General features: G+C 43.1%; 18 protein-coding genes and 1 pseudogene. 10 read left to right on the plus strand and 9 right to left on the minus strand.

Translation table 11 applies throughout. From position 1 onward, the window contains the following. Window positions 1-91 precede the first annotated feature (91 nt). On the plus strand, window positions 92-937 hold the full coding sequence (locus tag AC2VOY_RS04900; protein WP_491832672.1) for a potassium channel family protein: 846 nt from the start codon (window positions 92-94) through the stop codon (window positions 935-937). Window positions 938-1,005: 68 nt separating this feature from the next. On the opposite strand, the gene AC2VOY_RS04905 is transcribed toward AC2VOY_RS04900, so the two are convergent. After that, window positions 1,006-2,532, minus strand: coding sequence for a CYTH and CHAD domain-containing protein (locus AC2VOY_RS04905; RefSeq protein WP_491832674.1), 1,527 nt, complete (start codon window positions 2,530-2,532; stop codon window positions 1,006-1,008). Window positions 2,533-2,861: 329 nt separating this feature from the next. Here AC2VOY_RS04905 and AC2VOY_RS04910 point away from each other — a divergent pair, with 329 nt between their 5' ends. The 3 genes from AC2VOY_RS04910 to AC2VOY_RS04920 all read left to right on the plus strand — a co-directional run bounded on the left by AC2VOY_RS04910 (window position 2,862) and on the right by AC2VOY_RS04920 (window position 5,730). Then, the gene (locus tag AC2VOY_RS04910; protein WP_491832676.1) at window positions 2,862-3,542 is read left to right on the plus strand and encodes a TIGR00153 family protein; all 681 of its coding nucleotides are present in this window, start codon (window positions 2,862-2,864) and stop codon (window positions 3,540-3,542) included. Between the two features lie 100 nt (window positions 3,543-3,642). Beyond that, a complete protein-coding gene (locus AC2VOY_RS04915; RefSeq protein ID WP_491832678.1) occupies window positions 3,643-4,902 on the plus strand; it encodes an inorganic phosphate transporter in 1,260 nt (419 codons plus the stop codon). 225 nt (window positions 4,903-5,127) lie between these two features. Continuing rightward, window positions 5,128-5,730 (plus strand): TIGR04211 family SH3 domain-containing protein, encoded by a 603-nt coding sequence (locus AC2VOY_RS04920; RefSeq protein ID WP_491832680.1) that lies wholly within the window; start codon window positions 5,128-5,130, stop codon window positions 5,728-5,730. A gap of 149 nt (window positions 5,731-5,879) precedes the next feature. Here the strand turns inward: AC2VOY_RS04920 and ypfJ are convergent, their stop codons facing one another. From ypfJ to AC2VOY_RS04940, 4 genes and pseudogenes are all read right to left on the minus strand, one after another. Beyond that, window positions 5,880-6,764, minus strand: a complete 885-nt coding sequence (gene ypfJ / locus AC2VOY_RS04925; RefSeq protein ID WP_491832682.1) for a KPN_02809 family neutral zinc metallopeptidase — start codon at window positions 6,762-6,764, stop codon at window positions 5,880-5,882. A 307-nt stretch (window positions 6,765-7,071) separates the two neighbouring features. After that, a pseudogene (locus AC2VOY_RS04930) lies at window positions 7,072-8,307 on the minus strand (uracil-xanthine permease family protein); the annotation flags it as partial. 41 nt (window positions 8,308-8,348) lie between these two features. Then, window positions 8,349-9,191: a general secretion pathway protein GspB gene (locus AC2VOY_RS04935; protein WP_491832684.1), complete on the minus strand. Its 843-nt coding sequence runs from the start codon at window positions 9,189-9,191 to the stop codon at window positions 8,349-8,351. After that, window positions 9,191-10,951 (minus strand): AAA family ATPase, encoded by a 1,761-nt coding sequence (locus tag AC2VOY_RS04940; protein ID WP_491832686.1) that lies wholly within the window; start codon window positions 10,949-10,951, stop codon window positions 9,191-9,193. Before AC2VOY_RS04940 ends, AC2VOY_RS04935 begins: the two co-directional genes overlap by 1 nt. Window positions 10,952-11,075: 124 nt before the next feature. Here AC2VOY_RS04940 and AC2VOY_RS04945 point away from each other — a divergent pair, with 124 nt between their 5' ends. After that, the gene (locus AC2VOY_RS04945; protein WP_491832688.1) at window positions 11,076-12,347 is read left to right on the plus strand and encodes a multifunctional CCA addition/repair protein; all 1,272 of its coding nucleotides are present in this window, start codon (window positions 11,076-11,078) and stop codon (window positions 12,345-12,347) included. A gap of 401 nt (window positions 12,348-12,748) precedes the next feature. On the opposite strand, the gene AC2VOY_RS04950 is transcribed toward AC2VOY_RS04945, so the two are convergent. The 3 genes from AC2VOY_RS04950 to folB all read right to left on the minus strand — a co-directional run bounded on the left by AC2VOY_RS04950 (window position 12,749) and on the right by folB (window position 14,515). Next, window positions 12,749-13,552 carry an undecaprenyl-diphosphate phosphatase gene (locus AC2VOY_RS04950; RefSeq protein ID WP_491832690.1) on the minus strand — a complete coding sequence of 268 codons (804 nt, stop codon included), beginning with the start codon at window positions 13,550-13,552 and terminating at the stop codon, window positions 12,749-12,751. Window positions 13,553-13,625: 73 nt separating this feature from the next. Beyond that, on the minus strand, window positions 13,626-14,159 hold the full coding sequence (gene folK / locus AC2VOY_RS04955; RefSeq protein ID WP_491832692.1) for a 2-amino-4-hydroxy-6-hydroxymethyldihydropteridine diphosphokinase: 534 nt from the start codon (window positions 14,157-14,159) through the stop codon (window positions 13,626-13,628). Continuing rightward, complete coding sequence (gene folB, locus AC2VOY_RS04960) at window positions 14,156-14,515, minus strand: dihydroneopterin aldolase (RefSeq protein WP_491832694.1); 360 nt, start codon at window positions 14,513-14,515, stop codon at window positions 14,156-14,158. Before folB ends, folK begins: the two co-directional genes overlap by 4 nt. A 211-nt stretch (window positions 14,516-14,726) precedes the next feature. Between folB and plsY the strand changes: the two genes are divergently transcribed. Continuing rightward, window positions 14,727-15,359, plus strand: a complete 633-nt coding sequence (gene plsY / locus AC2VOY_RS04965) for a glycerol-3-phosphate 1-O-acyltransferase PlsY (protein WP_491832696.1) — start codon at window positions 14,727-14,729, stop codon at window positions 15,357-15,359. Window positions 15,360-15,371: 12 nt separating this feature from the next. Here plsY and tsaD read toward each other — a convergent pair whose 3' ends face one another. Then, entirely contained in the window at window positions 15,372-16,412 is a 1,041-nt protein-coding gene (gene tsaD, locus AC2VOY_RS04970) for a tRNA (adenosine(37)-N6)-threonylcarbamoyltransferase complex transferase subunit TsaD (protein WP_491832698.1), read from the minus strand. A 184-nt stretch (window positions 16,413-16,596) separates the two neighbouring features. Between tsaD and rpsU the strand changes: the two genes are divergently transcribed. From rpsU to rpoD, 4 genes are all read left to right on the plus strand, one after another. Further along, the gene (rpsU, locus tag AC2VOY_RS04975; RefSeq protein ID WP_017024921.1) at window positions 16,597-16,812 is read left to right on the plus strand and encodes a 30S ribosomal protein S21; all 216 of its coding nucleotides are present in this window, start codon (window positions 16,597-16,599) and stop codon (window positions 16,810-16,812) included. 30 nt (window positions 16,813-16,842) lie between these two features. Beyond that, the gene (locus AC2VOY_RS04980; protein ID WP_491832701.1) at window positions 16,843-17,286 is read left to right on the plus strand and encodes a GatB/YqeY domain-containing protein; all 444 of its coding nucleotides are present in this window, start codon (window positions 16,843-16,845) and stop codon (window positions 17,284-17,286) included. A 130-nt stretch (window positions 17,287-17,416) separates the two neighbouring features. Next, window positions 17,417-19,174, plus strand: coding sequence for a DNA primase (gene dnaG / locus AC2VOY_RS04985; RefSeq protein WP_491832703.1), 1,758 nt, complete (start codon window positions 17,417-17,419; stop codon window positions 19,172-19,174). 121 nt (window positions 19,175-19,295) lie between these two features. Next, window positions 19,296-21,146 (plus strand): RNA polymerase sigma factor RpoD, encoded by a 1,851-nt coding sequence (gene rpoD, locus AC2VOY_RS04990; protein WP_491832704.1) that lies wholly within the window; start codon window positions 19,296-19,298, stop codon window positions 21,144-21,146. Window positions 21,147-21,285 lie beyond the last annotated feature (139 nt).

Consider the following 21,285-nt stretch of genomic DNA (forward strand, 5'->3'; position numbering starts at 1 on the left):
GTCTCAAAGATAAAATAAACTTGCTGATTTTTAGTCCAAAATAAAGTGTTATACTGATGTTTTTTCACTCATACCAAATACCGAGCCGTTTATGCAGTTAAAAGCGACCAATAGTGACTTTAAGCCTATGAGTTTAATGTCTTTATGCTTATCCTTTATTTCATTATCTATTGTCTCTTTTTTACTTTTCTCAAAAGCCGAGCCCGAAACTAAACATGTTTTTCGCGGCCTAGACACCTTGATTTGCTGCCTATTTTTACTTCAGATATGTATCGACTTTTTCCGCAGTGCAAATAAAAAAGAATTTTTAAAAGTACATTGGATCGATATTCTCGCCAGCATACCTATGATTGAAGCGCTACGTTTTGCACGTATTTTCCAAGTCTTACGCTTATTAATGGTGATCCGAGCTAGTCATTATTTTTTGTCCCAATACCTGACCAATCGCAAAGAAGCGACAATTGCGACCATCTTAACCTTAATGGTGCTCTTGATGACCATAGGTTCAAGCCTAGTCTTGGTGGTTGAAGGCAAAAATCCAGATGCCAATATTACCGATGCAGCCGATGCGCTTTGGTGGGCCTTTGTCACCATTTCAACCGTTGGTTACGGCGATTATTATCCGGTGACTTTTGTCGGGCGTTTAATTGCAGGCGTGATGATTCTCGCTGGGGTCGGGATTTTCGGTATGATTTCAGGTCTGGTTGCTTCGATGCTTGCAACCCCTGAGAAAGAAAATAAAAGCGTACAGAAAATCGAACAAGCACAACAAGATATCAAAGCAGATATCGAAGAAGATGAGCAAAGAGACAAACTTCTCCTTGCTGAGATAAAAAAGATGCAAGCAAGCCAAGAGCAACTGTTAACTGAGCAACAGCAACTCTTGACCAAAGTAAAAGATCTCGAACATCAAGTGAATGAGTTAAAACACAAATAATCCATCGAGCTTATAACCCATCAAGTTTTGGGAGCAAATCAAGCTCGGACTTGAAAATCAGAGTGCGATTAATGCTCCCAATATGGCTCTTGCTCGATGCACACCGCGCGTGTTTGCTCCATCGCATGCAAGAGTGACATTTCTTGTCGTTGCAGCCAACGCTCAAGTTGCAACTGCTCATCTTCATTGAGTTGCGGTAAGATCTCCTCCAAGATAACCAAGGTAAATAAATCATCCACCCCTTGCAACAGATCTACCCAAGGCAAGCGAAACTTCATTCTTGAGTCATTATCAAAGAGTGAAGAAAAAGCTAACCCTGTATATAGGTTATGGCTGAGCACTTCACGCTGCTCTAGGTAATCTTGCCTGCTCATCACGCGCTCTGGTGGAAACACCTCAATGAGTTTGGCCCAAGCACTAGCTAAACGCTTTGAGGCAAATGCTTTCAGCTCACCCGACATTTTTTGACGACCTTTTTCATCTAAAAACGGCTGCCACCCGCGAGATAAAATCCAACGACTCAAGTCAAGTAAAAGCCCCGTATAACGGGCACCATGAAACATAGTAAGCATTTGCTCACGTGATGGAAGATTCTCTACTTTTTCAGAGATTTGCGCGACTAAAAACTTCTGGCCATCAAGCTTACGCAGTACATGACCTTTGTTTTCAATTAAGTCTTGGTAACAATCATAGTTCGTCAACCAGTCGAGTTCATCCTCAAGCCATGAAAGTTCCTGACGCAAAATAGCGGTTGCGCGTTTTGGAATAAGTGAGCGATAGGTTTGCAACAGCTGGCGAATAAAACCAACTGAATAATTGATTTGTTTTAACGCTTCAAGTGCTTGGTCTGAATCTTGATCTGTATATAACTGCTCATGATAGTGCCAATGTGAAAGCGCTTTTTCTAACGAGATAATCAAGCAATCTTCAACACTATGTTCAGGCTTGGTTTGAATCGAATCAAAACTTTGCGCGAGCTCTTCTTCATACCCGAAGGCTAAGCGATAACCACGCGCAGCCTTGCTTAAATTTCCAAGGCGCATGCCACCTTCATTACTCAGCTGACGCGCAAGGGTAAATAAGGTATCGGTTTGACCCGATTTTAGCTCAAGCTCAACCTCGCAAATCGGGTCAGTTAAATCACCTGCGCGCACTTCCCCTTGATCAAATGCGACTTCGATTTGAGTCCCATCAGGCATGCTCACCAACCATTGCTCACGCTGAAAGTCGGTGGAAAAAATAGGTTTAATTTGACTAGCCAGTGTGTCTAAATCTCGTCCCTGTGGCCAAATATCTTGCGGATGCAGACTCAAATCTGGTTCATCACTAGTATGCTCTGCATTGTATTCCGGTCTTTGATGCAAACCTGCGATGACGCGTCCGGCGGTTTTAACCGTCTGTACAAACACATCATCATAACGACGGATACGCATCCCTATATCATGCTCACGCAGCCAATGGTCTTCTGTATCGAAGTAAGTATTCCCTAACTGACGGCAACTGTGCTGCAGGACTTTTGTTTCTAATATTTTTGATTTCAGCGTCTTGGAAAAGTCACTTGAAACAAAAAATTTAAGCTCGATTTCTGTTTCCATCATACGACCTATATAAAAATAATTAGCTCCCACAGCCTTGATCTGGCAATCACAATGTCTGCGGAAAATTCAATACTACCAAGAATATTGCCAAATATATTTTACAGCAAGCCAAGAAAGGATTATTTCATAACATTAAACAATAGTTTACAGCATTGATCGGGTAAAAAATCGCCTCTAGGTGTATGCTTGAGCTAGTATTTAAGGTAATATGCGCCACTTTGATGAGCGTTTAACATATTTAGGTGAATTTAGTGTGAACAAATTAATTCACTTAGATGACAATTTACTTCGTTTATTTGATTTACTTTACTTAGGTTGAAATCACCATGCCAGTAAATACTATTATGGGGCTTTTTGCGAAATCCCCGATTAAACCACTTCAAGAACATGTTGTCTGCGTCAACGAATGTTGTTCACATTTGATTCCGTTCTTCCACGCTTGCGCGGAAAATGACTGGGATAAAGCAGAGGATATTCGAGAAACTATCTCTGGTCTTGAGCGTGAAGCGGATAGCCTGAAACGTGAAATTCGTTTGAAGCTACCTCGTGGTTTATTTATGCCTGTTGATCGTAGCGACATGTTAGAGCTATTGACCCAACAAGACAAACTTGCAAACCTAACCAAAGATATTGCAGGCCGAGTTATTGGTCGCCATCTCCAAATCCCTGAAGCAATGAATGCTGAGTTTATTGCTTATGTTTCGCGTTGTCTTGACGCCGCTAAGCAAGCCGAAAAAGTTATCGGTGAGCTAGATGAGCTATTAGAGACTGGCTTTAAAGGCCGCGAAGTCACACTAGTTGCCGAGATGATCCATCAATTAGATGAGATCGAGGATGATACGGATACCATGCAGATTAGTCTGCGTCAGCAACTACTTGCTATGGAATCAAAGTTTAATCCTATCGATGTGATGTTCTTATACAAAATCATTGAATGGGTCGGTGCAATTGCAGATCAAGCACAGCGTGTTGGTGCGCGTCTTGAGGTCATGCTCTCGCGTTCTTAATTATCACTACTCTCGGTTACCTATAAGCCTTTACTTATGGGTAATTATTGATGCCTGAATAAAACTTATTTAGGTACATCTTTAACAATTAGGTGTAACAATGGATATCCTAGCTAATTATGGCTCAACTATTGTCTTAGTGGCCGCTTTATTTGGTTTCCTGATGGCTATTGGTATTGGTGCAAATGATGTTGCCAATGCAATGGGTACTTCTGTCGGCTCAAAAGCGCTAACAGTTAAACAAGCAATTATTATTGCGATGATCTTTGAATTTGCTGGCGCATACCTTGCTGGCGGCGAAGTCACAGATACGATTCGTAAAGGTGTAATTGAAACATCTTTATATGCCGATCAACCTGAAGTCTTAGTCTTTGGGATGATGTCAGCCCTGCTTGCAGCGGGCACATGGCTATTACTTGCTTCATATATGGGTTGGCCGGTGTCAACTACCCACTCGATTATCGGTGCGATTATCGGTTTTGCATGCGTATCGGTTGGCTCTGAAGCTGTCGATTGGCATTCAGTTCAAGGCATTGTGGGCAGTTGGATTATCACGCCACTTATTTCCGGTATTTTTGCTTATATGATATTTATCAGCGCCCAGCGACTGATATTTGATACTGAAAAACCACTTTTCAATGCAAAACGTTTCGTGCCTGTATATATGTTCTTAACCACTTTGATTATCAGTCTTGTGACAATCAAAAAAGGTTTAACCCACGTTGGTCTTGATCTTACAACGATGCAAGCATGGGGCACCTCAATTGCGTTTTCTGCCGTGATCATGGTTGGTGGTTATATTTATATCCAGAAGAAATTTGCCGACCAAAGTGAAGAGCATGGTTTTGCCGGCGTTGAAAGCATTTTTAGTACGCTAATGGTTATCACTGCTTGTGCGATGGCATTTGCGCACGGCTCAAACGATGTAGCCAATGCTATCGGTCCACTGTCTGCCGTAGCCTCAACCGTTGCACACATGGGTGAGATCGCAGAGAAAAGCGAAATTGCTTGGTGGATTCTGCCTCTTGGCGGTTTTGGTATCGTTGTGGGTCTGGCGACTATGGGTCACAAAGTAATGGCAACTGTTGGTACAGGTATTACCGAACTAACACCTAGCCGCGGCTTTGCAGCGCAGCTTGCAACAGCTTCGACAGTGGTATTAGCTTCTGGTACAGGCCTTCCAATCTCAACAACGCAAACGCTTGTTGGCGCAGTTTTAGGTGTAGGTTTTGCTCGTGGTATTGCCGCGCTTAACCTTGGCGTTGTACGTAACATTGTTGCATCTTGGATTGTCACGCTGCCTGCAGGTGCGGGCCTTGCTATCGTATTCTTCTACGGTCTTGAAGCTGTATTCATGTAAAGGCGCGCTGAGATAACAAAGTGATTTGAATTTGATATGACCATGAAAACACTGAAAGATTAAACTTAAAAAGTGAACATCTAGTGATCTATATGTCAAATTTAGGTTAGCTTTGAATTTAAATCCAAAAAAGGGGGGGCAAATGCTCCCTCTTTTGTTGCACAAAGGGTTTAAAATTCTTACTATTTGTTGTTATAGATTTTCGGCCTCAAAAAAGGACATATTGTGAAAAAGCTCTTTTGCTTCATCTTACTTGCACTCACGTTCGCACCATTAACTTATGCGCAAGATTATTACATCTCAGACAAGCTATTTACCTATATGCGTTCAGGCGCAAGCGATCAACATCGTATCATTGGTAGTGTCAATGCTGGTGATAAAGTTCAACTTAAAACGCGCAGTGGCAAATACACTCAAATTGTCGACCCACGTGGCCGCACAGGTTGGGTTGAAAGCAAGTTTGTTTCATCAAATGTTAGCAATGCGGCACGCTTACCTGAGCTTGAAGCTGAACTCGCACGCGTGAAAGGCTTACTTGCTAATGCTGAAGATAAAGCCAATGCAGAGCAAGAAGGTCTAGCGACATCGCTCAAGCAACGCAACGAGCAAATCAAAAAACTTGAAGCAAGCTACCAAGATGCAAATGATGAGCTGATTGCTGCGCAAACTCAAATTCGCGAACTAAGCGCTAAGATTAACACTCAAGAAGATGATCTTCTTATGCGTTGGTTTATGTATGGCGGTGGTGTTGCAGGTCTAGGTCTTATCTTTGGTCTCATTCTGCCACATATGATCCCGCGTCGTAAGAAAAACAACGGTTGGGCATAATTCTTTCGAGAAGTTGATAGCTCATTCGTGACTATCCCTTGCCCACTAAAAAGCCCTAGCCTCAGCCAATACAGTAAATCTTGTATGGCATCAGACTAGGGCTTTTTTATACCTCCATATCACTGAATCAGTGATGAGGAGAGATTAACTTAAGCGCTAAACGTATTGCACACGTTCACATCGCCACTGGTAAAGCCGGCATTAAACCACTTCACACGCTCAGCCGATGTTCCATGGGTAAAGGCTTCAGGGCGAACCACTTGGCCGGCATTTTTCATTAAGGTGTCATCCCCAATTGAACCTGCCGCTTGTAAAGCTTCTTCCATATCGCCTGGCTCTAACACATTGAGCTCAGATTTCGCATAATAACCCCAAACACCAGCATAACAGTCCGCTTGCAGCTCAAGTTTCACACTCAGTGCATTGGCTTCGATTTTACTCGACTGACGCTGCGCAGTTGTGACCTTCTGGCTTGTGCCAAGCAAAGTTTGTAAGTGATGACCCACTTCATGTGCAATCACATAAGCAAAAGCAAAATCACCCGGTGCGCCCAATTTATTTAGCTCTTGCATAAAGCTTAAATCAATATAAATCGTCTTATCGACTGGACAATAAAAAGGCCCTGTTTGCGCGCTACCTTGGCCACAGCCTGTATGCGTCATGTTTGAATAGAGGACCATTTTTGGAGCTTGATATTGCCCCTGGAAGACCTTATCCCAAATATCTTCAGTCGTTGCCAGCACTTTAGATGCGAACTCCGCATTTGGGTTATCATCTTTTAAGCCCGTTTGATTCGTGACTTGGCTTGAGTTTGGAGTCAAGTTAGTTGTAAGCGAGCCGCCTGTAAATTGTTGATATGCAAAAAAGGCTGCAGCGCCCAAAGCAATCACTTTGCCAAATTTAGTGCGTAATAACATAGGTAAAAAGCGCACCAACAACATCAATATCGCTGGGTTACCACTGCTTGCTTGCATCGGGCTGTCGCCACGGCGATCCTCTACGTTATCACTTTTTCTTGAGTTTCCAAGGCGCATAAGACATTCCTTTAATTCATCCTAACTTTATATCTATGAATGCCAAACAAATGGAAGTTCTCAAATTGAGATAACATTCAACTAGATACAACAAAAAAGCTGCAATGCCCTATCAATGATTAAAAAATTCATCAATGCGCAATTGCAGCTCTAGTATAGAATGTTTTCAACTTGTTAGAAAAGTTAAAATTTAGCTAAATAGTTAAAAAGTATCTTTTTATTTGTGGTTATCATTAAGTCGAATATTTTTATCCATGTCAGTATCCGCATATTCATCCACAAATGGGTTATCTTCGACAGCTTCTGGCTCAATCTGAGCGTTATCGACGATATGTGTTTCACCAAGATCTTTAGGTAAAACTAAGTTTAGGAGAATCGCCACTACGCCACAAAGGCTCACACCTTGCAGACTGAAATCTCCCATACCAAAGGCCATACCACCAATCCCAAAGACTAAAGTCACAGCTACGATCACTAAATTACGCGCTTTATGTAAATCAACTTGGTTTTTGATTAAAGTATTTAAGCCGACAGCCGCAATCGAGCCAAAGAGCAAGATCATGATACCGCCCATTACCGGCCCAGGAATCGTTTGCAATACAGCGCCAAGCTTACCAACAAAAGCTAATAAAATAGCGGTAAAGGCAGCCCAAGTCATAATTGCAGGGTTAAAGGCTTTGGTTAGCACCACTGCGCCAGTCACTTCTGAGTAAGTTGTATTTGGTGGCGCGCCGAGCATCGCAGCAGCCATAGTCGCAACCCCATCACCTGCCATAGTGCGATGTAGTCCCGGCTTTTTAAGGTAATCTTTGCCCGTCACATTTGAAATCGCTAGCATATCGCCAACATGCTCCACAGCAGGTGCTATCGCTACCGGCAACATAAATAAAATCGCTTCGAGCTTAAATTCAGGGAAAGTAAAGTTCGGCACAGATAACCAGCTTGCTTGATGAATAGGAGTAAAATCAACCACGCCAAAAAAGTAGCTTACGCTGTAGCCTGCGACGATCCCGCCGAGAATTGGCATTAGCTTTAAAATACCGCGAGCAAAAACGCTTAAGATAATCGTCACGCTAAGGGAGACTCCTGAGATCCAGAGTGCCGTATCACGCATAATCAATTGTGTGCTGCCATCTCCTGTTTGCCCCGTTGCCATATGCACCGCACTTGGCGCTAAACCTAAGCCAATCACCATAATCACAGGCCCTACAACCACTGGCGGCAATAAACGGTGAATAAAACCAACGCCACGCAGCTTAATAATCCCACCCATGATCACATACACAAGACCTGCAAAAATTAACCCGCCCATGGTCGCAGCAACGCCCCAAGCTTGAATGCCGTAGATCATTGGCGCAACGAATGCAAAAGATGAAGCAAGAAAGATAGGCACACTGCGTTTAGTGATCATTTGAAAAAGTAAGGTACCAAAGCCTGCACCAAAGAGTGCAACACTTGGGTCAAGCCCGGTTAAAAGCGGGACGAGTACAAGCGCGCCAAATGCAACAAATAACATTTGAGCGCCGATAAGTACCTGCATCATGTTAAAATTTCCTTTTGTTAGATACGAAGATTAAAATCCAATTACCCCTGCCACTCATATAAAGCAGGAATTAAAATATATTGCCCACGAAAGCTTGCGACTAAATCTCTTGGGGTCATTTTTTCAAGCTTGACTTCATTTGGCACCAGCCATTCGCCCAGTTTTACTTCTCGTCCATTCACCTTTACCCAACGCTTAGCTGGATCCGACACATAGACATGCGCTGCAAAGTTCATTGCTGGCAAACGCCCTCTAAACTGATTGGTATTTTTATCCAAGGCAATTGCGTTGCTATCTGAAGCTGTTTGCACTGAATTGCTCGCACTTGGATCGACACCACCTTGTAGCGCAGCTTTTAATTGCGCAGCCAATGCTGGTGAAATATCAGAAAAATCGACATCTTCTTCCTGAATCACAGGCTCTGCTGACTGAGCTTTATTGGCAACATTTTGAGTTTTTTCAACCGGCTTAGGCGCAACCGGAGCAGGCAGAGTATCTAAATGCCCAAAGTCTGGATATTTCAAATAAATCAATGACTCATTGGCTGCAAGAAGTTGCGCGTCATCGCTTGTCTTTGGCAATGTTTTTAATTGCTCTAGTTGGGAGCTCGAGGATACAGGATTAAGCTCAATTGAAGCTTGCTTTGATTCGACAGCCTTTGGTTGCGAGTGATGTGCATCCGTTGATACAGCTAGGCGAGAGGCTTGAGCCTGCCAAATTGCGGCCCCAAGCGCTGCACTGATGGGCACAATTAAGCACGCAGCTAAGATGAGTTTATTTGCAGCCTTGGGCGCCGGCTTTGAGGTCTGTGCTTGCTGAAAAGCATTTTTTTGCGCTTGGTGCGCTTGCTCAGAGCGTTTTAACGCAGATAAAACCTGTGACATTAGAATTCACCTTGAGGGTTATCTAAAGATGGCGCGGCTTGGTTAGAATATGAATCGAGCAGCATCAAGGTCTGTGTGCCGGCAATGCCATCCACTTTGATCCCTTGCCACATTTGAAAAGCTTCAACTTTACGTTTAATCGCGGCGTTAAAGCTATGTGTATTCGCTTGCGATTCACCGAGTACTTGTGATAATTTTTGGTCCAATCGCACCACATCTTGGCCATTATCCCCCTGCTTTAAGGTGCGCTTGGAGACATCATTTTTCCAGAAAATTAAAAACTCGCCACTCCAGTTTTCCGTCAGCCAATCCAGTGGCACTTGAATACGTTTGCCTGCAACCAATAGCTGAGCACTTTGTGTCGCTTCATCCAATTGATATAACACGGCAAAGCTTGCGCGCTGTTCTTGATAAAAGTTTAGAATGGCTGGGCGATTGAGTAATCTTAAGTCACTCAAGGTGCCGCGCTCTTCAAAACAAAAGAGATCTGCACGTTGTGCGTTTTGGCAACTTGCTTGGCTCTTTTCAACTTGATAACCCCAAAGGTTAAATAAAAGCTGTAAACTATCAGCCCTTTGGTAGCTCTGCTTTAAGTGATCTTGCATTTCTTGTGCGAGACTAGAATCAGCACTGGCGTTGCTAGCTGGAAGCAAAGGTACTAAATCATCAGGCTCAGAGATATCAGTCGTCTCTGGACTCGTCACAACAGACTCAGTTTCTTGCGCAACGTCAACCGACTCTTCGAGCGCCGCAAGTTCTGACGCTTGTTCTGTTAGCTTTTCCATCGCTTGCGTCTGGGCGACATCGGCATCATGATTTTTGGCTAATAAGTCTGGAAGATACAAATACGCAGCCGCGGCAACTAAAGCCCCGATACCAAGGGAGAGCAGATAAGGTGAAAGATTTCGTTTTGGCGCTTCATCCGTCACTTGTGGGTTATTCGCCACAGGGCTTTGAAAGCTCATTACATCTTTACACGCCTTTTGCGCGGTCGTTAAATCCACTTCTTTGCTATTTGAGTAATAAGCGTATTGCAAACATTTATCGCACACCAAGTTAATTAAACGCGGCACCCCTTGGGTCGCTTGGGTGATATGTTTCAATGCCTTAGTTGAAAAGACTTGCTCTACCCCACCAGCAATTTGCATACGAAACTCAATATACTGCCCTACTTCTTCTGCTGACAAAGGCAATAAATGATAACGACCTGTAATCCGCTGTGCTAATTGACGCAGTTCTGGCGTTTGCAGCTTTTGTTGCAGCTCTGGCTGACCAACCAATAGCACCCTTAACAGCTTTTGTGAGTCGGTTTCAAGGTTGGTTAGAAGGCGCAACTGCTCTAGCACATCCGCAGACAAATGTTGGGCTTCATCAATTAAGACTAAGGTTTGGATCCCTTTGGCGTGATTATCGAGCAAAAAAGCGGAAATCGCTTGGGTGAGTTGTTTAAGACTTGCATCTTCTGGGTAAGCAACTGAAAATTCATCACAAATAGCTTCTAAAAGCTCATTACTGGTATAGGTCGGATTAAGTAATAAGCCCGCTTGTGTATTGGCATCAAGGTGGCTTAATAAAGCTTTTGAAACAGTCGTCTTACCCGTCCCGACTTCACCTGTGAGTAAGGCAAATCCACCGCCACTGCCAAGCCCCAACTGTAAATGATTCATGGCCTCGCGGTGACGTCCACTTAAAAAGATAAATCTAGAATTGGGAACGATAGAGAAAGGTAATTCGCGTAAACCAAAAAAATCCTTGTACATGTCAACTCTCAGTATGGGGTAAGGTGAATAAAAAATATCCCTAATGATAATCTTATTTTGATGAAATTCCTATGTATCAAGTTAGAATGATGTCTATTGAATCAAGAAAATAAGTTGAGGGTGCATGCAAATCTATCTAGTCGGTGGCGCAGTCAGAGATAAACTGCTTAATATTGAATGTTATGATCAAGATTGGGTGGTCGTAGGATCGAGCCCAGAAGAAATGCACGCAAACGGGTTTATCAGTGTCGGGCAAGACTTCCCCGTTTTTTTGCACCCTAAAACCAAACAAGAGCATGCCCTTGCCCGTACTGAGCGTAAATCTGGCCAAGGTTATACTGGCTTTGAATGCTTCTATGCGCCAGATGTCACGCTTGAAGAAGATCTTGCGCGCCGTGATTTAACCATCAATGCGATTGCACAAGATGATCAAGGCAACTTAATCGATCCTTATAATGGTCAAGCTGATATTCAAAATAAAGTTCTGCGCCATGTCTCCGATGCATTTGCCGAAGATCCTGTGCGCGTGTTACGTGTTGCGCGTTTTGCCGCAAAGCTCGCTCACTTAGGTTTTCAAGTTGCGCCTGAAACCCAAGCCTTAATGCGCGACATGACCAAACAAGGGGAATTAGCGCATTTAACCGCTGAGCGAGTGTGGCAAGAGTGGCACAAATCTATGAGTACCCCAAACCCAGAGCGCTTTTTAGAAGTCTTACGTGAGGTTGGCGCACTGGCGGTAATTTTGCCTGAGATTGATGCCTTATTTGGGATCCCACAAACTAAGAAGTGGCACCCAGAAGTCGATACAGGTATTCATACTTTGTTGGTTGCAGCGCAAGCCAAACAATTAGCGATGCGAGAAAAGTTAAACTCAGAGCAAACCACTTTACTCCAATTTGCCGCGCAAACGCATGATCTTGGTAAAGCACTCACGCCGAAAGAAGAACTCCCGAGCCATAAAATGCACGGCATGCGCGGCTTAAAGCCAATTAAACAGCTTTGTAATCGCTTAAAAGTACCCAAAGCCTACCTTGAGCTTGCTTTAGCTGTCAGTGAGCATCATATCGAGATCCATAATGCTGCGATTTTAAAAGCGAAAACCGTCTTAAAAATCTTGAATAAAATAGATGTATGGCGCAAGCCAGAACGCTTTGAGCTGGTGCTGCAAGCTGGCGTCGCGGATGTGCGTGGGCGCACTGGATTTGAAAATCATGACTACTCACAACGAGAACTCATGCAAGAATATTATCAAGCGGCAAAACAAATTGATGTGCAAGCGATTATCGCCCAAGGCTTTCAAGGTAAAGAGATTCGAGAAGAGTTAGAGAAACAAAGAATTGAAGCGATTGATAAAATCAAAAAAGAAAATCAAGAGCGTACCGAGGCGACAAAATAGTTCTAATTAAAACAAATAATTAAGCCCTAGAAACATATAAAAATAAGAATATGTGACTAGGGCTCAGTAGCGCAGTTAACGCCGCTGTAGTTTCAAATATGACGAGGATTCCAGTAAATCAAGCACATAAAATCCTCAAAATAGTTGGAATTACAGCAAGGCAACAATCAATGAGGCCCTAGGAGCATATAAGAATATGTGACTAGGGCGAATTTGCGCAGTTAACGCCGCTGTAGCTTTAAATATTCAGAAGGTTCTTGCAAATAAGAGCACATAAATCCTCAAAATAGTTGGAATTACAGCAAGGCAACAAGCAATGAGACCCTAGGAGCATATAAGAATATGTGACTAGGGCGAATTTGCGCAGTTAACGCAGCTGTAGTTTCAAATATGAAGAGGATTTAGCCGAAGAGCAAAAATGCCGTTAACCCCGCACCTAACAACAGACGATAAATCACAAACGGCATCATGCCCATGCGCGAAATAATCTTCAAGAAATAGTGAATGCAGATATAGGCACTCACAAATGAAACTAAGATGCCTACTGACAAGAAGCCAAAGTTCACTGGATCATCACTTAAAACAAGTTGCAGACCTTTATAGCCGCCCGCTAGCATAATGATTGGAATCGACATTAAAAATGAAAATCTTGCCGCTGCTTCACGGGTAAAGCCTAGCATTAGCGCTGCGGTAATGGTTGCACCAGAGCGCGAAGTTCCTGGGATCATCGCCATCGCTTGGGCAAAACCTAGCATCACCGCATGCTTCCAACCGACTTGATATTCATCCGCTTTTTCTGTTGCGGTTTTATCTGCATAGCCTAAAAGCAAACCAAAAATAATGGTTGTGGTCGCAATAATTGCAGCGCTGCGTGAATAAGTTTCGATGAAGTCATTCATCAAATAACCAAACGCTGCGGCTGGAATTGTTGCAATGATTAGCATCCACGCAAGTTTCGCTTCTTTTGAACGATCACCTTTGAAAATCGAACCGAAAAACGCTTGAAGGAGTGTGACCACTTCAGTGCGAAAATAGATCATCACTGCTAATAAAGTGCCAACATGCACTGAGACATCAAATGCTAACCCTTGATCAGGCCAACCTAACACGGCAGAGGGAAGAATAAGGTGCGCCGAGCTTGAGACAGGTAAAAACTCAGTTAAGCCTTGAATTAAAGCTAAGCAAATCGCTTCAAAATAACTCATTTTGTTGCCTTAGAAATATACAAAAAAGATAAAATATGAAGGCTGCATTATACACATCTTTTTTAAGATACTATTAATTTGTGAGCTTTAACTCAACTTTTGACAATGGCTCACCTAATAGCTGAGGTTTTCTTTGGTTATATAATTGCGCCAAATCACAATCAGATTCAGAAAGGTAAAAGTGTGGTGCAAGTTCAGCTAAAGGTTTTAAAACAAAGGCATAGTCTTGAATATCTTGGCTTGGGAGCTCTGGTTTTCCTGCTTGCGAGAGCTGACCAAAAATAAGCAAATCAAGATCAAGAGTATGTAAAAGATCGCCTTTCGCTTTACTCGAGCGCCCCCATTTACGTTCAATTTTCTTTAAAGCTTGATAAAAAACGTCTAATTCGAGCTCAGTTTCAAGGCTAAGCACCATATTATAAAACTTAAGATCTGGATACAGCTTGGTTCGCGCAGCATCAAAACTTGGATCTGAGCAAACCGGGGCACTCGTATATACGCTCGACGCTCGGCAATTATCTCCGAGCATCGACACCTCTTTAAAGGCGATGCGCATATGTCGCTTGGGGTACTGGTTGCTCCCAACACCGACAAACACTGGGGTCATCGCTTGCCTCGCTCGATGATAACCCCAACACCTTGTGCTTGCACAACAGCGCCAGGTTTAATCAAATGCACTTTTATCCAAGGCACATTAAACTCTTGCATAATAAGCGCAGCGACTTCTTCTGCGACACGTTCAACAAGTTCAAAACGACCCGTTTCAATATGAGTTAAAACAGCTTGGCTGACTTTTGCATAATCTAGCGCATCATTGACATCATCACTCAAGCCTGCTGGGCGGTTATCATGTGCCATTTCAAGATTTAAGATAAGCTTTTGCTTGATCCCTTTTTCCCAATCATAAACACCTATTGTTGTAATTACTTCCAAACCTTGAATAAACACAATATCGTACGCCATGCGACTACCTTTTGACTGCTATAAATGAAAGCCTTATTCAATCATAAGTTAAACGAATCACAAAACAAGATCACAAATTAAGCCAAAAAGACAACCTCAAGGCAGTTTAAGAGATAAAATTTCATCAGATCAAACTGATCCGATACCCAAAACCAAGAAAAGCACGTAAGATAACCAAGTAATACCCCCCAGCGCTCGAACAAGGAAATTTATGTCCGTATTGGCACTTAGCATGATAATTATCGCCTATTTACTTGGGTCGATTTCGAGTGCCGTTCTTATTTGCCGCTTAGTTCGCCTTCCTGATCCAAGAGAGCAAGGTTCTAAAAATCCGGGCGCGACGAATGTACTAAGAATTGGTGGGCGCGGCGCTGCAATTGGTGTGTTGGTTTTTGATATTTTAAAAGGCATGTTGCCAGTGTGGGCGGGGTATTTTATGGGGATCCCACCTTTAATGCTTGGCTTTATCGGGATCGCAGCTTGCCTTGGACACATTTATCCAATCTTTTTCCACTTTCAAGGTGGTAAAGGTGTGGCAACCGCAATTGGAACCATGGCGCCGATTGGCTATGATTTGTCACTGCTGATCATCTTAACTTGGGTGGTGAGCTTTTTTGTCTCACGCTATTCATCTCTAGCAGCAATTATTACCGCTTTGCTCGCACCCTTTTATACTTGGATGATCAAACCTCAATATACGATTCCAGTGGCAATGCTATCCTGTTTGATTATTTTCAGGCATAAAGAGAATATAAAAAGGCTCATCGATGGTAATGAGCCTCAAGTCGGTGCTAAAAAACCAAAACAAGATAAAGAAGCAGCCTCTAACCTTAAAGAAGATTAAAGGCTAACTGAATTAGCTTGCTTTAATTGGTTCGAGTTGATCAATCGGCCAACGTGGTTTTGCATCAAGACTCAAGTCCTGACCTTCACCATTTTTCAAACGTTGCATTCCAGCATAGGCAATCATTGCGCCGTTATCGGTACAAAACTCAGTACGCGGATAATACACAGCGCCGCCCATTTTCTTCGCCAGTTCACCAAGCGACTTTTGCAGGTTTTTATTCGCGCTCACACCACCCGCAATGACAATGCGATTTAAGCCGGTTTCAATCAAAGCGCGTTTGCATTTAATCACTAACGTATCGCACACAGCTTCTTGGAAAGCGTAAGCAATATCTGCGCGAGTTTGCGCAGCCTCTGGCGTATCTTCTAAGGCGTTATTGTCACGAATCGTATTCGCAGCAAAGGTTTTTAAACCAGAGAAACTAAAATCAAGCCCTGGTCTGTCTGTCATTGGACGCGGAAAGCGAAAACGACCCGGCGTGCCATCTTGCGCAAGTTTAGCTAAAAGTGGGCCACCTGGATAATCCAGTCCCATTAATTTTGCAGTTTTATCAAAAGCTTCACCTGCGGCGTCATCAATCGATTCACCTAAAATGCGATAGTCACCGATGGCTTTTACTTCCACCATCATGGTATGTCCGCCTGAAACAAGCAGCGCGACAAATGGAAATTCTGGTGGATTATCTTCAAGCATAGGCGCAAGCAAGTGCCCTTCCATATGGTGCACGGCAATCGCTGGAACATCCCAAGCATATGCAAGACTGCGACCAATGGTTGCGCCAACTAACAATGCGCCAACTAAACCAGGCCCTGCAGTATAAGCAACGCCATCAATATCTTGCGCGGTTAAATTTGCTTCATCTAAAGCCGCTTGAATCAAAGGCAAGGTCTTTTTGACATGATCGCGCGAGGCGAGTTCAGGCACCACACCGCCATAATCGGCATGCAGTTTTACTTGGCTATATAGTTGATGTGAAAGCAGTCCGGCATTATCATCATAAATTGCGATACCAGTTTCATCACAAGAGGTTTCAATCCCTAATAGGCGCATATTTTGTCTCACAGGCTAAAAAAATCAATCGCGCACATCTTAACGTTTAAATAAATGCTTTACAATTGGTATCAGATCGGATTAAAATTGCGCACCAATTTAGATCAAGCTGACCAATCCCACACCAATGAAGGTTGTTGGTGTATGTCAGCGTTAACGAAACAACCCCTGAGGTGAAAGGCATATGCCAGTAGTTAAAGTCCGTGATAACGAACCGTTTGACGTAGCACTACGTCGTTTCAAACGCTCTTGCGAAAAAGCAGGCGTTCTTTCTGAAGTACGTCGCCGTGAGCACTATGAAAAACCAACGACAGTTCGCAAACGCGCTAAAGCAGCAGCACAAAAGCGTCACGCTAAAAAGCTTGCTCGTGAAAACGCACGTCGCGTACGTCTGTACTAATAACTTATCATTCAATAAGGATAATAAGTTATGGCTCTGATTGAACAACTCAAAGAAGAGCAAAAGCTTGCGATGAAAGCCAAGGACAAACCGCGCCTTGGCACTATACGTTTAGCTTTGTCTGCAATCAAGCAACGCGAAGTCGATGAGCAAATTACGCTTAGCGACGACGACATCATTGCTGTGCTGACAAAAATGGTTAAACAACGTCGTGATTCTGTCGCTCAATTTGAAGCTGCAAGCCGTCAAGATCTTGCCGATGCAGAAAGTGCTGAAATTAAAGTGCTTGAGGAATTTTTGCCTCAACCTTTAACTGAAGAAGAAGTGATCGCTATTATTGAAGCGGGCATCGAATCTTCTGGCGCTGCAAGTATGCAGGACATGGGTAAGCTCATGGGGGTTCTAAAACCTCAGCTTCAAGGTCGTACAGATATGGGTAACGTAAGTAAACTAGTTCGAGCTAAGCTCGCTTAATCACTTATTACCCAAGCTGTTTATAATTTATAGCAAGCCGTGTATTCTTTATTGAGTGCGCGGCTTGTTTGTATTTATAGCCTATTTATATTTTTGTCCATTTCTTTTCTATTATTTGGAGGCAAACTCAATGGCTGGTCTTATTCCACGTCGCTTTATTGATGATTTACTTGCCAGAACAGATATTGTTGATGTGATTGACTCACGTGTCAAACTCAAGAAACAAGGCAAAAATTATGCGGCATGCTGCCCTTTCCACAATGAAAAATCACCTTCCTTTAGCGTGAGCCAAGAAAAGCAGTTTTATCACTGTTTTGGCTGTGGCGTCAGTGGCAATGCGCTAAGCTTTTTAATGGAATATGAACGACTTGAGTTTGTTGAAGCTGTCGAAGAGCTCGCATCTAAACTCAGTCTTGAAGTGCCGCGTGAAGCAAGCAGCCCAAATCAGCAATCTAATCAACCTCGCGTCAGTTTTGAAAAAAAGCGTGATATTTATGAGCTTCTCGCTCAAATTAGCGAATTCTATCGTAAACTACTTAAGTCATCACAAAATAAACAAGCCGTTCAATACCTCGCTAAGCGTGGTTTGTCTGCTGAAGTGATCCATAAATTTGGTATAGGTTATGTGCCCGATGAGTGGAACTTAGTTGGGCAAAACTTTGCTAAAAATCCAAGCGTGCATGAAATGCTGCTTGAAGCTGGCATGTTAGTTAAAAATGACAATGGTCGAGTTTACGATAGATTTCGTGCCCGTGTAATGTTCCCGATTCGGGATCGTCGCGGTCGCGTGATAGGTTTTGGTGGACGAGTATTAGGCGATGAAAAGCCAAAATATCTCAACTCCCCTGAAACACCAGTGTTCCATAAAGGGCGTGAGTTATACGGCTTTTATGAAGTCTTGCAAAGTTACCGCGATGTGCCACAAGTGCTTGTTGTGGAAGGCTATATGGATGTGGTGGCACTCGCTCAATACGGCATTGATTATGCTGTGGCCTCTCTTGGCACTTCGACCACTGGCGAACATATGCAAATGCTGTTTCGTCAAACCGGTACTGTGGTTTGTTGCTATGATGGCGATAGAGCCGGCCGCGAAGCCGCATGGCGCGCACTGGAAAATGCCCTGCCTTATTTAACCGATGGGCGTCAGCTTAAGTTTATGTTTTTGCCTGATGGCGAAGACCCAGACACTTATGTTCGCGCCAATGGTAAAGATGCGCTTGAAGCTATGATGCAGCAAGCTATGGGCTTATCTGAGTTTGTATTTAGCACCTTGATGCAACAAGTGGATAATGCAAGTCAAGAAGGACGTGCTAAACTTGCTACACTGGCCGCGCCAATTATTAGCAAAATCCCAGGTGAAACCTTAAGTCTGTACCTTAAAGAAGAATTAGGCAGACGTCTTGGGATCTTAGATATTGCGCAAGTTGAAAAACTCATTAAAGCCGATAACAAGCCACAAGCTAAGAAAAATCAGCAGCATATTAAGCGTACACCAATGCGTGTATTAATCGCATTATTACTGCAAAAGCCGAGTTACAGCGCGCTTGTACCTGACTTGTCAGCGGTATCACATATAGCGTTACCTGGATTAAGTTTATTTATTGAGCTGCTTGAAATTTGCTATCAAAACCCCAATATTAATGCAGGTCAGCTCATGGAACATTGGCGTGAGCACCCAAATCAACACTTGCTGATGCGTCTGATGAATTGGGATATCCCAATTGATGCAGAGAATGAGCAAGATGTCTTTCTCGATACATTAGATAAAGTCATTTTGGCTTGTATCGAATTACAAATTGAAAATTTACAAACAAAAGAAAGAAACTTTGGCTTATCAGTCGAAGAAAAACGAGAGCTGCAAGAGTTAATCATGCAGAACTTTCAGTAAATACAGCAAGCACTACTAGCCAAAAATAGCTTATCTGGCTAAAATTTGTTATCATGGTGGTTTGCACATTTTTAAAATGCATACTACATTCTTCAATTAAACCTCAAGTTGGATATCGTCGATGGATCAAAACCCGCAGTCACAGCTCAAGTTACTTGTCGCCAAAGGTAAGGAACAAGGCTATTTGACCTACGCCGAAGTAAATGACCACCTCCCAGAAGAAATTGTCGACTCTGAGCAGGTGGAAGATATTATTCAAATGATCAATGACATGGGTATCCAGGTCGTTGAAACAGCACCAGATGCAGATGATCTCATGCTTAATGAGGCAGTGGCTGACGAAGATGCCGCTGAAGCTGCTGCTGCTGCCCTTTCTAGCGTTGAAAGCGAAATAGGTCGTACTACCGATCCTGTTCGTATGTATATGCGTGAAATGGGTACAGTTGAACTGCTTACTCGTGAAGGCGAAATCGACATCGCTAAGCGCATTGAAGATGGCATCAACCAAGTTCAATGCTCAGTCGCAGAGTTCCCTGGTGCAATTAGCTATATTTTAGAACAGTTTGACAAAGTTCAAGCTGAAGAACTTCGCCTGACGGATATTATCTCAGGTTTTGTTGATCCAAATGATGAAGGCAATGCTGCGCCAACCGCGACACACATTGGTTCTGAACTTGCGATCGATGATGAGATCATTGATGAAGACGACGAAGAAGACGAAGAAAAAGATGATACCGAAGATGAAGATGAAGCAGATGTAGGGATCGACCCTGAACTCGCTTTAGAGCGCTTCACTGAACTTCGTGATACTTATCAAAGTCTGCAATCTGCAATTGATACGCATGGTCGTCATAGCCCAGCTATCGCTGCTGACAAAGAAGCATTTTTAGAAGTATTCCGTCAGTTCCGTTTGATCCCTAAACAGTTTGATCACTTGGTCAACTCGCTTAAAGGCTCAATGGACCGCGTTCGCACACAAGAGCGTCTAATTATTCGTACTTGTGTTGAATACGGTAAAATGCCGAAGAAAGAATTTATCAAAGTCTTTACTGGCAATGAATCTTCTGATAACTGGTTGGATGATGTTTTAGCATCAGATAAACCATATGCAGATAAGATCCGCCAAAATGAAGATGATCTTCGCCGCTCAATTTCTAAATTGAAGAGCATCGAAGAAGAAACATCGCTAAGCGTGCAAAGTATTAAAGATATCAGTCGTCGTATGTCGATTGGTGAAGCGAAAGCACGTCGTGCGAAAAAAGAAATGGTCGAGGCGAACTTACGTCTGGTTATTTCGATTGCGAAAAAATACACCAACCGTGGCCTACAATTCTTGGATCTGATCCAAGAAGGTAACATCGGCCTAATGAAAGCGGTTGATAAGTTTGAATATCGTCGTGGTTATAAGTTCTCAACTTATGCAACATGGTGGATCCGTCAGGCAATCACGCGTTCTATCGCTGACCAAGCACGTACGATCCGTATCCCTGTGCACATGATCGAGACGATCAACAAACTAAACCGTATTTCTCGTCAAATGCTACAAGAAATGGGTCGTGAGCCATTACCAGAAGAACTTGCTGAGCGCATGCAAATGCCAGAAGATAAGATCCGTAAGGTATTGAAAATCGCAAAAGAGCCTATTTCTCTTGAGAATCCAGTCGGTGAAGATGACGATTCAAGCATTGGTGATTTCATTGAAGATAGCACAATTGAGCTACCGCTTGATTCTGCAACAGCAACCAGTCTTAAGTTTGCAACTAAAGACGTGTTAGCTGGCCTAACGCCACGTGAAGCGAAAGTTTTACGTATGCGTTTTGGTATCGATATGAACACTGACCATACGCTAGAAGAAGTAGGTAAACAGTTTGATGTAACGCGTGAGCGTATTCGTCAGATTGAAGCGAAAGCTTTGCGTAAACTGCGTCACCCAAGCCGCTCTGAAACGTTGCGCAGCTTCTTAGACGAGTAAGCACAAACAAGTAATAAATATCTAAGGTGGGCACTAGCTCACCTTTTTTATTATTTCATTTAGATTTGTACTTGTTTGGATAAAAATCAATCACTTCAGTCTAGACACTGATGGGCTAAAGGCCTATAATCTTTGCTCA

This window comes from Vibrio sp. KMM 9700, from assembly GCF_058545285.1.